Raw genomic sequence first — 14,397 nt, forward strand, 5'->3', positions numbered from 1 at the left:
AAATTATACGTTGAATCGGAAGTGCATGATGTCGCCGTCTTGTACGACATATTCTTTTCCTTCGATGTACATTTTACCGGCCTCTTTACAAGCGTTTTCGGAACCGAGAGCGATATAGTCGTCGTATTTGATTACTTCGGCTCGGATAAAACCTTTTTCGAAATCGGTATGGATAATACCTGCACATTGAGGAGCCTTACTGCCTTTCAAATAGGTCCATGCTCGTACTTCCTGAGGTCCAGCGGTGAAGTAGGTTTCGAGATTGAGCAAGCTGTAAGCCGCTCGGATCAGACGGGAAACGCCAGATTCTTCCAAGCCTATTTCTTGAAGGAACATTTGTCGTTCCTCGTAAGTTTCGAACTCGGCGATTTCCGATTCTGTTTTAGCTGCCAAGATAAGGATTTCGGCATTCTCGTCTTTAACGGCTTCGCGCACCATATCCACGTATTTGTTACCCGATACGGCGCTGTTGTCGTCTACGTTGCAGACATACATTACTGGTTTGTTGGTAAGCAGGAAAAGGTCATGAGCTATTTTCTGTTCGTCTTTGGTCTCGAAAGTGACGGTACGAGCAGCCTTCCCTTGTTCGAGGGCTTCTTTGTATCGGCTTAAAACCTCGTATGTAACCTTTGCTGCTTTGTCTCCTCCTGTCTGAGCCTGTTTTTGGACTTTGGAAATGCGCGATTCTATGGTTTCCAAGTCTTTCAGTTGGAGTTCGAAATCGATGATTTCCTTGTCGCGTACCGGATTGACCGTTCCGTCCACGTGGGTAATGTTGTCATCGTCGAAGCAACGCAATACATGCAGGATTGCATCGGTTTCCCTGATGTTCGCCAAGAATTTATTTCCCAGACCTTCGCCTTTGCTGGCTCCTTTGACCAATCCGGCGATGTCGACAATCTCCACAGTGGTGGGGACTATTCGTTGCGGATGCACCAGTTCTGCCAGTTTGTTTAATCGTTCGTCGGGTACTGTAATGACACCTACATTAGGTTCTATGGTACAGAACGGGAAATTTGCCGATTGCGCTTTTGCGTTGGACAGACAATTGAAAAGAGTCGATTTACCCACGTTAGGTAAGCCGACTATGCCACATTGTAAACTCATTATATAATATTGTTTCGGTTATAATCGAAATAATTTGTTGCAAAATACTGCACGAAAACAGACGCAAAGTCGTTTGATTACGACGAAACGTAATCTGTTTTCATATTCCTTGCAAAGATAGCGATTCTTTTCTTACTTCTGTGTATTATGTTCAATTAGCGATTTTGTATAATAATTATATATTTTATGTGTCGTTTTATTTATTTAAATAAAATAGCCTTGAAGAATTGATTTAAAGGGATATATTTGCAAAATACACTAATGTTTTGTGAATAACATGAAAAAATTATCCTTCCTTTTTTTAACTATCGGTATTATTTGGGGGTGTTGGGCCGAATCTCCAAAACGTGAATTTCGTGCAACATGGTTGGCCTCGGTGAGTAACATCGATTGGCCCAAATCGACCCAGACTTCGGAAGAGCAAAAGGCCGCTCTGATTAAGATATTCGATGGTATGCAGGCGGCCCGTATGAATGCGGTTTGGTTGCAGGTGCGTCCTATGTCGGATGCCTTGTACAATTCGGCCTACGAGCCATGGTCGAAGTTTTTGACGGGAACACGTGGGGTCGATCCGGGATATGATCCGCTGGCGTTTGCCATAGAGGAGGCGCATAAGCGGGGAATGGAACTTCATGCATGGATCAATCCATATCGCTATGAGAGTGAAAAAAATATGAACGGAGCCGATGATTCCATACGTAAGAATCACCCGGAGTGGCTGTTGGAGTATTCGTCGAGTTTTATTCTCGACCCGGGGAATCCCGAGGTAATCGAGTATTTGGTGAAGGTTATCAAAGATATAGTCACCAAGTACAATGTCGACGGTATTGTGTTCGACGATTACTTTTACCCCTACGAAGGCACTAAAAATGAAGATGCCTATTCTCAGAGTCTATATAAACCCGAAGGGAAAAATGTGGGGGATTGGCGCCGTGAGAATTGCAACAAACTTATCGCCGATATTTACGCTATGATACAGGAGACGAAACCGACCGTGAAATTCGGTATAGGGCCTTTCGGGATATGGGGCGGTAGCAGTAGTGTCGCCGCTTCGTATGGTATAGAGTATTTGAATACAAGCGGAGGAACGAGTGCCTATTCCCAACTATATTGCGATGGAGTGGCTTGGTTGAAAGCGAAAACGATAGACTATATTTCGCCACAATGTTACTGGCCGAGTTTCAACACTCATGTTTGGGGGTATAAGACATTGGTTCCGTGGTGGGCGAAGGTGGCCAAGACGATGGACAGACACTTTTATTCGAGTATGCGAATTTCTACGATGCCCCAAAATAGTCCGCAGCGTATGAAAAGTGTATTGCGTCGGCTCGGCATGAGCGAGAACGAATATAACGGTTTGTCGATGGTGGAACGTTCTATCGCCGCGACAGCAGCCAAAGGTACGGAAGAGTGCGGGTTTGAAGTGGATATGAACCGATCGACCGATCTGATGGGGGCTCCCGGACACGTCTTTTTCAATACGACGCAGTTTTTCAGTTACGGGTTGGATACTTATGTCGCCGAGAATAAATTTACCGAACCGGCGTTAACGCCCGTTATGAGCTGGAAAACGCCCTGTGATTTGCCCGATATTACCGATATTTCGGTGTCGGGAAATATGTTGAGCTGGTCGGCTGATGCAGATGAAACGATACGTTATGCCGTGTATTTCGTACCCAGTCGCGTGGCTAATAATCCTCAAGCCTATGAAACATCGGCCTATTTGAAGCGAGTTACATGGGAAAAAAGTATAGATGTTTCTTCTTATACTCAATCGGGATATGTGTATGCTATAACGGCTATCGATCCTTATGGAAACGAGTCACAACCTTATATTAAAACTCCATCGGGTGTTCAGTCGGGAATTGTCGACAGCCTTGTCGTTTATGGAGGATCGGGAGCTATCTATGTTTCTGTTCCAAAGGATATGGATATTTATATATATTCGTTTACCGGGCAGTTGATTCGTATGGTCAGAGTTTCGGGTGGAAATTCAGAAATAACGGTTCCAGCAGGAATGTATATTGTTAATGGAACGAAAGTGGCGGTTCAATAGTTGCATATATTAGTTTTCGTTTATTGTGGAAAAAAGAAATTCCTTCTGAAAGGAATTTCTTTTTTTGTTTGAGACTTATTTAAGCGGGTTACCCGATCTCTGATCGGTAGTGAACTCTCTGGGGTATGAAAACGTTTTAACAAAAAAGATATTTGATGAATAAAGCTTATGAAGTAGCCGACCGGCTCATGGAATGGGTATCTTCTTTATTGCATAGAATAACGGGAGAGTCTTCGCCGGTTTGGGATAGAATCGTGTATGGTATTCTTGTTTTTGTGATCGCTATTGTGGTCGCAAGGATTTTGAGAATGATTGTTATTTATGTGATTCATCGGATTATAAAATATAAAGGAGGGGATCTGTTGAAAGGGTTGGTCGAAGCCAAAGTCTTTACCCATATAACGCATGTTATCCCGCCGTTGGTGATTTTATCTCTGTTGCCATTTGCTTTTCACGGAACTCCCGAATTATTACGGATTATCGAAAAAGTTTGCTGGATTTATCTGCTCGGAGTCCTCGTTTTCTCGATCAATACGCAAATTTCGGTCTTTTGGCGTATCTATTCTCGTCGTACCGCATTTCGGGATCGGCCGATGAAGGGAATGATACAAATTATCAAAGGACTTTTGATAGGGATATGGGTGATTATTGCGGTATCTATTTTGATAGAACGTTCGCCGATGGCTTTGATTACCGGACTGGGCGCATTTGCCGCAGTGCTGATGTTGATATTTAAAGACAGCATATTGGGCTTTGTCGCCGGTGTACAACTCTCGCAAAACGATATGATAAGGAATGGCGATTGGATTGTCGTGCCGGGTGGCGCCGTGAACGGAGTCGTTATCGATGTTTCGTTGAATACGGTGAAGGTTCAGAATTTCGATAATACCATAGTGACGATTCCTCCTTATTCGCTTATTTCAGGGGAGGTACAAAACTGGCGCGGAATGTCCGATTCGGGTGGCCGTCGTATTATGCGCTCGTTTACCATCGACCTGAACACGGTAAAATTTTGTACCCCCGAATTATTGCAAAATTTGAAACAAATCGATATTCTGCGCGATTTCATCGAGAAAAAAGAGTCTCAACAACAAAAAGGAATTGTAGAAAATACCGAAAATAGCGCGGGGCTGGTGAACGGAACGATCGAGACGAATTTAGGGCTTTTCAGAGCTTACATGACTCTTTATTTACAACAACATAAGTTTATTAACGATCAATTGACTCTTATGGTCAGAACGTTAGATCCTAACGATAACGGGTTGCCTTTGCAGTTATATTGCTTTTCGGCTAATAAAAATTGGGTAAGCTATGAATCTATACAAGCCGAAATTTTCGAACATTATGCTGCTATCATGCCCCGGTTCGGCCTGTATCCGTTCCAAAATCCGTCGGGGCGGGATTATATTAATTCGGCTCTATTGACGGCCGGCCATAATCCCGATGAGTTGTGGGGTATTCCGTGGGGAACCATGAAAGAGAAAAATACGGAAGTGCCGTCTTCTGCTAAACCGGAGGTGTCTGCAACACCTCCTCCAAAACCGATACCGCCGATTCCACCGAAGTGATGTCCTTTATAGCTAACGAGCGGCGACCGTTTATTTCCCGCAATTTACAAAGTTTGGGATTTTTTTGCAAGAATCCTAAGATGCGACCGAATGCAGCGGATTGATAATAGGCGACATGCTCGTCCGAAACGAAGTAAAGATACATGTATCCCTGTTTCAACCCTACTTTCTCGATTCCTAATTGTTTAGCCAGCCGTCTTAACCGGACTACCCGAATCAATTCCATAGCTTCGTGGGGTATGCGTCCGAAACGGTCTTCCAAGCGCTCGCAAAATTGTCGTATATCGGTTTCACGCTCCATGTTGTCGAGCTCTTGATATAGGGAGATACGCTCGGATTCCTGCGGTACGTAGTTTGCCGGGAATAAGATTTCCAAGTCGGACTCAATGGTACATTCCGAGACGAACTCTTCGGGTTTCGTATCCGAATCGGCTCCGTAATAGAGGTCGCTGAATTCATCGTTTTTCAATTCTTCGACAGCTTCCTTTAAAATTTTTTGGTAAGTTTCATAGCCTAAATCCGCGATGAAACCGCTTTGTTCCGCTCCTAAGAGGTTACCGGCTCCTCGTATGTCGAGGTCCTGCATGGCGATGTGTATGCCGCTTCCCAATTCCGAGAAACTTTCGATGGCTTGTAACCGTCGGCGGGCATCTACCGAGAATGTGTGGCGTGGTGGAGTGAGCAGGTAACAGAATGCCTTTCGGTTGCTGCGGCCTACACGTCCCCGCAGTTGATGCAGTTCGCTTAATCCGAAGTTTTGCGCATCGTTGATGATTATCGTATTGGTGTTTGGCATATCTATTCCCGACTCGATAATGGTAGTAGCCAGTAAAATATCATAATCATAGTTGACGAAGTCGATAATTGCCTGTTCCAATTTTTCGGGTGGCATTTGTCCGTGCCCGATCACGACACGTGCGTCGGGAACCAACCGGTGAATCGTGTTTTCGAGTTCGTACAGTTGGGGAATACGGTTGTTGACGAAAAAAATCTGCCCGCCTCGGCTCATCTCGAAGTTAATCGCTTCTTTGATAATGTCGTCGTTGAAAGCGTGTATTTCGGTTTGGATAGGGTAACGATTGGCCGGAGGGGTAGAGATAACCGAAAGGTCGCGTGCTCCCATTAAAGAGAATTGTAAGGTGCGAGGTATGGGAGTTGCCGACATCGTAAGGGTATCGACATTCACTTTCATCTGTTTGAGTTTCTCTTTTACGGCCACTCCGAATTTTTGTTCTTCGTCGACAATTAAAAGCCCGAGGTCGTTGAATTTCACGTCTTTCCCGATGAGTTTGTGGGTTCCTATGATGATATCTATTTTGCGGTCGGCGAGGTCTTTCAAAATGGATTTTACTTCTGATGCTTTCCGGGCTCGGCTGAGGTATTCGATACGTACCGGGAACTCCTTCAATCGCTCTTTGAAGGTTTGGTAATGCTGGAAGGCCAATACGGTGGTAGGCACGAGTACTGCGACCTGTTTGTTGTCGCAGGTGGCTTTGAATGCCGCACGTATGGCAATTTCGGTTTTCCCGAAACCCACGTCGCCGCAGATGAGCCTGTCCATAGGGCGTTCGCGTTCCATGTCGGCTTTCACTTCGGCTGTGGATTTTATCTGGTCGGGAGTATCTTCGTAAATGAACGATGCTTCGAGTTCTTGTTGCAGGAACGAGTCGGGCGAGAAAGCGAATCCTTTTTCCTCTTTACGGGCGGCATAGAGTTTTATCAAGTCGCGGGCAATCTCTTTCATCTTGCCTTTTGTCTTCTCTTTCATGCGTTCCCAAGCACCGCTTCCCAGTTTGTTGATACGAGGAGCTTCTCCCTCTTTTGCCCGGTATTTCGCCAATTTGTGCAAGGCGTGAATGCTGACAAAAATAATATCGTCGTTTTGGTAAGTCAGTTTAATGACCTCTTGTATTTTTCCGTTGATCTCGGTATGTATCAATCCCCCGAAACGACCTATACCGTGATCCACATGTACGATGTAGTCGCCGACTTCTATCTGGTTGAGCTCTTTCAAGGAAAGAGCCAGTTTCCCTGAACGCGCATGCTCGCTTTTCAAAGTGTATTTGTGAAACCGATCGAATATCTGGTGGTCGGTGAAACAACCTATTTTCAAATCGTTGTCGACGAATCCCTCATGCAAGGTTTTCAATACTGGTGTAAACGAGATGGAATCGCCTCGTTCTTCGAAAATAGCTTGCAATCGTTCTATCTGTTTTTCACTGTCGCTGAGTATGTAAAGAGTGTAGCCTTTTTCGATGAATTGGGAGAACGATTGGCTGACTAAATCGAAATTTTTGTGATAAACACCTTGTGGTGCGCAGTTGAAACGAATGGCCGCCGGCGCATTCGCTTCACTGCTTGCTCCATAATCTATCCTTTGAAATGTAGTTATCTTTTTTTGAAAAGCTGTTACATCGATAATTTTTTGCATAGCATAGCGGTCGCCCTCTTCGGCGATAAGGGTTTGCTCGGAGAGCGATTCGGAAGCTATGGTTGAAATTCTGTCGATCACCCATGACAGATTGTGACAGATTAAAATCGTGTTTTTATCGATGAAATCGAGTATGGAGATGCCGGAGGCTTCCTGTCCGCATACGTTGGCAACGATATAAACTTCTTCCAATTTTCCGGTGGAAAGTTGTGTTTCCACTTCGAAAGTACGAATGCTTTCTACCTCTTTACCGAAAAAATCGATACGATAGGGCAATTCGTTGGTATACGAAAAGACGTCGAGAATACTACCCCGTACAGCAAACTGACCGGGTTCGTACACGTAGTCCACTTCTTCGAACCCTCGTTCTCTCAGTTTGTCGGATAGTGTGATGATGTCGCACTTCGAATTTTTGTCGATGTGAAGGGTCTGTTCGGAAAGCATATTGACCGGGACAACCTTTTCGGCGATAGCTTCGGGATAAGTGACTATCAACAGGGACTCTCCTTTTTGACACAGGCGGTTCAGAACTTCGGTTCTCAGTATTTCGGAAGGGGGGTCGGGTTGCCCGTATTTGATGTCCCGCTTGTATCCAGATGGAAATAAAAGAATGTGGTCGTTACCGTTTATTTGCACCAAGTCGTTGTACAGATAACCGGCTTCGTCCAAATCGTTTGCAATGATGATGTGTGCCTGTTTATGTTCTAGAAGATTGGAAAAGAAAAGCGCTATCGAGGAACCTTCGAGTCCCTGTATAAAAATGTGCTTTGTCTTGTTGTCTTTAATGAGTTTCAAAAACGCTTCACGTCTCGCCGGAGTGTTAAAAAGCGCAGAAAAGTTCTGAATATCCATTCCTATAAACCGTCTTAACCGTCGACAAAATTACACATTAATTTAGAAGCTGTTTTAAATTTATTGAGAAATAATATTATCATTGCAAGCAGGTATGTTCCGGCCATATTGAACCCCTGTCTTGCATCTTGAATCCCTTGATTTTTGTCAATAGCCCGCTATTGACTGCATATCTCGGACTCCAATCTGCTTCAACATAGGTCTCAATCTGTCTCGGAATAAATTTAAAACAGCTTCTTATCGGTCGCAATATTTGTTCCTGTGTTTTCTCTATGGTCAGTGGGCTTCCAGCCAGTTGTGGCCCACACCGGAGTCGGCCAATAACGGCACTTGCAACGGATAGGCGTTTTCCATCTCTTCGCAGACGATAGCTTTTACTCTCTCGATTTCCTCGACGGGTACATTGAAATTGAGTTCGTCGTGTACTTGCAAAATCATTCGGCTTCGTAGATGCTCGTTTTCCAATCGTTTGGCGATACGTATCATAGCGATTTTGATGATATCGGCTGCACTCCCTTGTATCGGGGCGTTAATAGCGTTTCGTTCGGCATATCCCCGCACGACGCTGTTATGGGAATGTATGTCGGGCAACATTCGTTTCCGGCCGCAAATCGTTTCCACATAGCCTTTTTCCCGAGCAACTTCGATACTTTTATTCATATACTCTTTGATTTGCGGATAACTTTCGAAGTATCCGTCGATCAATATTTTCGCTTCGCTCCGTGGTATATTCAGTCGTTCGGCGAGGCCGAATACCGATATGCCGTAAATGATACCGAAGTTCGCTGTCTTGGCCTTTCTTCTCATATCGGCAGTTACGGCATCGATAGGAACTTTGTAAATTTTTGCGGCTGTGGCTGCGTGGATATCCGATCCCTCCCGGAATGCTTCTATCATGTGCCGGTCTCCGCTCAGGTGTGCCATGATACGCAATTCTATTTGCGAGTAGTCGGCCGAGAAGAAAACGCAGTCTTTATCCGGTACGAATGCACGGCGTATTTCCCGCCCTTCGTTGTCGCGGATAGGTATGTTCTGCAAGTTCGGGTTGCTGGAACTGAGTCGTCCGGTGGAGGTAATCGTTTGGTTGAACGAGGTGTGTATCTTTCCCGTTTTGGGATTGATCAATTCGGGCAGGGCATTGATATAGGTACTCAATAGTTTGCGAATGCCTCTTTGATCGAGTATTTTACCTACGATGGGGTGGCGGGACCGAAGTTTTTCCAATATCTCCTCGGTCGTGGAATATTGGCCCGTCTTTGTCTTTTTGGCTTTTTCATCGATTTTCAATCGTTCGAAAAGGACTTCGCCTACTTGTCGTGCCGAACTTACGTTGAATGTAACGCCTGCTAATTGGAAAATCTCTTGTTCCAACTCGTTCATGCGCCGAGTGAGAATATCCGAGGAGCTTTTTAATTCGGTTATATCTACATTGACTCCGGTTATTTCCATGTCGGCGAGAACTTTTGTCAATGGCATTTCGATGTCGTAAAAGAGCTTTTCCATTTTTTCGGTCTTCAACTCTTTTTCGAGCCGGTTTTTCAGTTGCAAGGTAACATCGGCGTCTTCGGCGGCATATTCGCAAACTTGTTCTACCGGGACTTGTCGCATGGAAAGTTGTTTTTTCCCTTTCGGACCGATGAGTTTTTCGATGGACACAGGCTCGTAGTTGAGATATACATTCGCCAGATAGTCCATATTGTGGTACTGTTCGGGTTGTAACAGGTAATGAGCCACCATTGTATCGAAGAAATCGCCTTTGACATGTATCCCGTAGTTATGCAGGACGATATAGTCGTACTTGATATTTTGTCCTATTTTCAAGGATTTGGGATTTTCCAGAGCCGATTTGAAGATGTTTACGATTTCCCGAGCTTTTTCTTGGTCCTCTGGAATGGGAATATAATAGGCTTCGTGCTCTTTTAGGGCGAAAGAAAGTCCCACCAACTCTACATTCATCGGGTCTACACCGGTTGTCTCCGTGTCGAATGCGAATGCCGATGCGCAGGATAGCAATGCCGCCAAGTCCCACATCTTTTCAGGGGTGTCGGTTAAATGATAGGTGTGCGGAATCGATGCGATATTAGCCAAATTCGACTGGGGCGCGGAGTCGTCTGTTTGTTCAGTTTCGGGGACATTGTCGAACAGGGAGGGTTGTACCGTTTTTTTAGGTGTCGGCGTTGTCGGTTGGTTTCCCAATACTCTTTCGGTAAGGTTTCTGAATTCCAATTCTTCGAAGATGGGTCTCAGTTTTTCACTGTTTACAGGTTCCCGTCGAAGTGATTTTTCGTCGAAAGTCAAGGGTACGTCGGTCTTGATGGTTGCCAAGAACTTGGAAAACTCTATTTGCGAGCGGTTTTCTTCCACTTTGGTTTTCAAGGCTCCTTTTAACCGATCGGTGTTTGCAAGCAGGTTTTCTATACCTCCGAAATCGGCAATCAGTTTGACCGCCGTTTTTTCTCCCACTCCGGGACAGCCGGGTATGTTGTCGGAACTGTCACCCATCAATCCTAATATGTCGATAACCTGTTCGGGTGATTGTATGCCGTATTTCGTTTTTATCTCTTCCGGTCCTAAAATTTCGAAATCGCCGCCGAACTTGGGCCGATACATGAAAATGTGTGACGATACCAATTGCCCGTAATCTTTATCGGGTGTCATCATGTAGGTGTCGAAGCCCTCTTTTTCGGCAAGTTTTGCCAGCGAGCCTATGACATCGTCGGCTTCGAAGCCGGGAACTTCTATAATGGGAATGTTGTAGGCTTGGATAATCTCTTTGATGATCGGGACCGAATAGCGTATTACTTCGGGAGTTTCTTCCCGTTGAGCCTTGTATTGTTCATAAGCCTCGTGGCGAAATGTGGGACCTTGCGGATCGAATCCGACGGCAATATGCGAGGGATTTTCTTTTCTCAACAATTCTTCGAGCGTGTTGACGAACCCCAGAATGGCAGAGGTGTTTATCCCTTTGGAGTTGATTCTCGGATTCTTGATGAACGCATAGTAAGAACGGTAAATCAGTGCGTAAGCGTCTAATAAAAATAGTCGTTTCTCTTGCATAAGGGTATGCTGTTTGTAGATAAGAATTAAAAAAGCATCTTTGTAATGCGGTAAAATTACGATAAAAATACGGATTCTTTTGTTTTATTACTATTTTTGCACCAGAATAAATTGATATGGATAAACTTTTTAGCATACGGCAGCCGATAACCGAGGAGCTTGCTCTACTGAATAAAACCCTTACTGAATCTTTGCATACGACCAGTCCTCTGATGAATGAGGTGATTCAGGCTTATCTCGAAAGCAAGGGGAAACAGATTCGGCCCATATTGGTGTTACTGTGTGCGAAGTTGTTCGGTGAAGTTCCTCGTGAAGCCATTGACGCAGCAGCTTCGTTGGAAATGTTGCATAATGCCAGTCTGATTCATGACGATGTAGTCGATGAATCGCAGAAACGCAGAGGGCTACCGACGATCAATCATTTATATGATAACCGTATAGCGGTTTTGGTTGGCGATTATTTCGTGTCGTGTGCTTTGGCTTGTTCGATAAAAACGAACAAGATGCCGATTGTTTCTTGTTTGGGTGTCTTGGGACGGGATTTGGCTCGGGGAGAGATAGACCAGCTTTCCAATGCCCGCAATCACTTGCTTGACGAGAATGCATATTTCGAAGTGATTCGGCGAAAGACTGCATCTCTGTTCTATGCTTGTATGCAGGTGGGTGCACTGTCTGCCGGCGCTTCTGCCGAAGATGTCGCAAGATTGGGAATGTTTGGAGAAAAGTTAGGGCTTTGTTTCCAGATTAAGGACGATATTTTCGATTATTACGAGGATAAAGTTATCGGTAAACCCACGGGAAACGATTTGCGGGAAGGGAAAATAACACTGCCGCTTATTTATGCGATTACTCATGGCGAAGGCTCTGAAAACGAACGAATGAGAGATTTGTTGTTGAGTGAGGAATGTTTGTCGTCCGACAGCGTGCATACACTCATCGAGTATGCCAAAACACAAGGCGGTATCGAGTATGCCTATGAAACTATGGGACGTATTCGTAACGAGGCTGTGGACCTATTGTCCGTTTTTCCTCCTTCCGGAACGATCGATTCTTTGATTGCTATCTTGGACTACACGATAGAGCGGGAAAAATAGAATTTTTAGGATAGTGGGGTTGTGTCGACCCTTGTGGGCGCTTCCTTCATATCACTGCGCGACTTCCCGTAATACTTATGGGATACGGCAAGGAGAGAGGGCTAAAATCCGTTTCGAACATTTTTTAACTCCTCCCCTGTGTTTGGTTGTTAAACAAAATATAGGGGAGGTGGCACGTAGTGACGGAGGGGTTGAAAACAACATCTCATCGGATATTTGACCCCCTCGCCCTATGGCACTCCCTCTATACTCTTTGCAGGAACACCCTGCAATACTACGAGACACGGCAAAGGGAGAGGGGTTAGAGGTATGAAAAGACAATCTCTGTTGATTTCTTACTAATTATCGAAAACGACCACTTTCAAAAGTGGTCGTTTTCGTTTTCGATTTGCCCTTCATGTCGTCAATATTTGAAGCTGCTGCCGCCGAGAAACTCTCTGAGAAGAGAAGTAGGAGGTATTTCGCGTTGATTGATGGATTGAAAATATCCTAAGAAACGGAGCAAACGATGAGCTTCGGCATATTCGGGACAATCATGGGGTACGGCACTGAGTATGGGTTGTGCATAATCTTTCATTACCGCCAGTTCGAAAAGGAGTGAAGAGTTGAACATGGCATCGGCGTTTTCCTGATAGGGGAATATCCATTTTTCTTCTCCTCGTCTCACGCTTCCCCAACGGGCTATGGTGCTCTGTGCCGATGCTCCGCGATACTTATGGTCGCGGATAATGCGGCGTAACAGACGGTTATCGGCAGTAGGTATCCAGTTGTGGTCGTCGATGGAGATGGTCGTCAAGGCGGAAACATAAATGCGATATTTCAAATGAGTTTCGATTTGAGGTGTCAAATCCGGGTTTAATCCATGTATGCCTTCCAAGATGAGAACAGACCCTTGTTCCAATTTCAGAGTATTCCCTCTGTATTCTCTTTCGCCGGTTTCGAAATTATAGGTAGGCATCTCGATTGTTTCGCCTTGCAATAATCTGTTGAGGTCTTTATTGAATAAATCTAAATCCAAAGCGTAGAGCGATTCGTAATCGTAGTCGCCGGTTTCGTCGAGAGGGGTGTCTGTTCTATTGACAAAATAGTTGTCGAGAGATATGGCTACCGGTTTCAACAGATTGGTCATGAGTTGAATCGATAATCTTTTGGAGAATGTGGTTTTCCCCGAGGAGGAGGGCCCTGAGATAAGTACGATACGAGTGCCGTTTTCGTGATAGCGTCGGGTTATATCGTCGGCGATTTTACCTATTTTCTTTTCATGAAGGGCTTCGGCAACTTTGATTAAGTCGGTTGCCTGTCTTGTTTCCACGGCTTTGTTGAGGTCTCCTATATTGCTCAATCCGATAATTTGGTTGAACGTGAGGTATTCTTTGAACGCATTCAACATTTTTTCTTGCGGTTCTATCGGAGCCGGTTCGGTCGGTGCATCGGGCATGGGAGGAACTAACAACACCCCTCCGTTATATTTTACTAAGTCGAATCCCTGTAAATATCCTGTCGACGGAGTCAGCCAACTGTAATACGAGTCGGCGAGACCGTCGAGAGTATGGTATTGAGTATATAACTCGTGTGTGGTTTTCAGCAATTCTATTTTATCGAACATACCTTGTTCCCGAAAAACTTCTATGGCATCGGCTGTGTGACATTCTATTTTTTTGAACGGAATGTCGGCGGCTATGATTTCGGCCATGCGATGCTTTATTTTATCGATGGATTCGGGTTCGAGGGCGTTTTCATTATCGAGCAGGCAATAGTATCCATGAGATAGGGAATGTTCTATACGCAATCTTGTTCCCGGGATAATGTCGTTGATTGCTTTGTACATGACAAAACAGAGGGAACGCACGTATGTGCGCATACCTGCCGGGTGAGAGATATCGAGAAATTCGATGTCTTTGGGCCCGAATACCCGGTATTTCAATTCTTCGGTTTTGTTATTTACGTAAGCGCAAATCGGGCGGTGAGCCAGTCGAGGATTTGCCAGTTTATAGATTTCGAGGAGGCTTTCACCTCCGTTTACATGTATCGTTTTTCCTGTGTTTACACAATAAACGTCAAATTGTTCTTTTTCCATAATGTTGATGGGATATAATTTCGATGGTATTCTTAATTGTTAATAAAAATAAAAACGGCAATTTCTACCTGATGTAAATCTTTTTATTTGTATAATTTTGCAAAGGAATCATTTCCAGATGCAGATTGTGAGTTAAATATACTACAAAGAGGATA

The 14,397-nt window shown here is 44.7% G+C and carries 7 protein-coding genes; 3 read left to right on the forward strand and 4 right to left on the reverse strand.

The genetic code is table 11. From position 1 onward, the window contains the following. Window positions 1-3: 3 nt before the first annotated feature. Window positions 4-1,107, reverse strand: coding sequence for a redox-regulated ATPase YchF (gene ychF, locus HMPREF9448_RS13095; protein ID WP_008863055.1), 1,104 nt, complete (start codon window positions 1,105-1,107; stop codon window positions 4-6). A gap of 277 nt (window positions 1,108-1,384) precedes the next feature. Here ychF and HMPREF9448_RS13100 point away from each other — a divergent pair, with 277 nt between their 5' ends. After that, entirely contained in the window at window positions 1,385-3,163 is a 1,779-nt protein-coding gene (locus HMPREF9448_RS13100; protein WP_008863056.1) for a glycoside hydrolase family 10 protein, read from the forward strand. A gap of 155 nt (window positions 3,164-3,318) precedes the next feature. Beyond that, on the forward strand, window positions 3,319-4,731 hold the full coding sequence (locus HMPREF9448_RS13105) for a mechanosensitive ion channel family protein (RefSeq protein WP_008863057.1): 1,413 nt from the start codon (window positions 3,319-3,321) through the stop codon (window positions 4,729-4,731). Here HMPREF9448_RS13105 and mfd read toward each other — a convergent pair. Both mfd and polA read right to left on the reverse strand, forming a co-directional pair. Continuing rightward, a complete protein-coding gene (gene mfd, locus HMPREF9448_RS13110) occupies window positions 4,670-8,014 on the reverse strand; it encodes a transcription-repair coupling factor (RefSeq protein ID WP_008863058.1) in 3,345 nt (1,114 codons plus the stop codon). The genes HMPREF9448_RS13105 and mfd overlap by 62 nt on opposite strands. A 276-nt stretch (window positions 8,015-8,290) precedes the next feature. After that, window positions 8,291-11,071, reverse strand: coding sequence for a DNA polymerase I (gene polA, locus HMPREF9448_RS13115; protein ID WP_008863059.1), 2,781 nt, complete (start codon window positions 11,069-11,071; stop codon window positions 8,291-8,293). A gap of 116 nt (window positions 11,072-11,187) precedes the next feature. Between polA and HMPREF9448_RS13120 the strand changes: the two genes are divergently transcribed. Further along, complete coding sequence (locus HMPREF9448_RS13120) at window positions 11,188-12,165, forward strand: polyprenyl synthetase family protein (RefSeq protein ID WP_008863060.1); 978 nt, start codon at window positions 11,188-11,190, stop codon at window positions 12,163-12,165. Window positions 12,166-12,568: 403 nt separating this feature from the next. Here the strand turns inward: HMPREF9448_RS13120 and HMPREF9448_RS13125 are convergent, their stop codons facing one another. Next, on the reverse strand, window positions 12,569-14,242 hold the full coding sequence (locus tag HMPREF9448_RS13125) for a nucleoside kinase (RefSeq protein ID WP_008863061.1): 1,674 nt from the start codon (window positions 14,240-14,242) through the stop codon (window positions 12,569-12,571). Window positions 14,243-14,397: the final 155 nt, after the last annotated feature.

Origin of the sequence: Barnesiella intestinihominis YIT 11860, assembly GCF_000296465.1 — a bacterium.
Lineage (GTDB): Bacteria > Bacteroidota > Bacteroidia > Bacteroidales > Barnesiellaceae > Barnesiella > Barnesiella intestinihominis.

Coding starts and splice junctions, on each gene's coding strand:
- ychF (WP_008863055.1), bottom strand. CDS start 1,107: ATGAGTTTACAATGTGGCATAGTCGGCTTACCTAACGTGGGTAAATCG.
- HMPREF9448_RS13100 (WP_008863056.1), top strand. CDS start 1,385: ATGAAAAAATTATCCTTCCTTTTTTTAACTATCGGTATTATTTGGGGG.
- HMPREF9448_RS13105 (WP_008863057.1), top strand. CDS start 3,319: ATGAATAAAGCTTATGAAGTAGCCGACCGGCTCATGGAATGGGTATCT.
- mfd (WP_008863058.1), bottom strand. CDS start 8,014: ATGGATATTCAGAACTTTTCTGCGCTTTTTAACACTCCGGCGAGACGT.
- polA (WP_008863059.1), bottom strand. CDS start 11,071: ATGCAAGAGAAACGACTATTTTTATTAGACGCTTACGCACTGATTTAC.
- HMPREF9448_RS13120 (WP_008863060.1), top strand. CDS start 11,188: ATGGATAAACTTTTTAGCATACGGCAGCCGATAACCGAGGAGCTTGCT.
- HMPREF9448_RS13125 (WP_008863061.1), bottom strand. CDS start 14,242: ATGGAAAAAGAACAATTTGACGTTTATTGTGTAAACACAGGAAAAACG.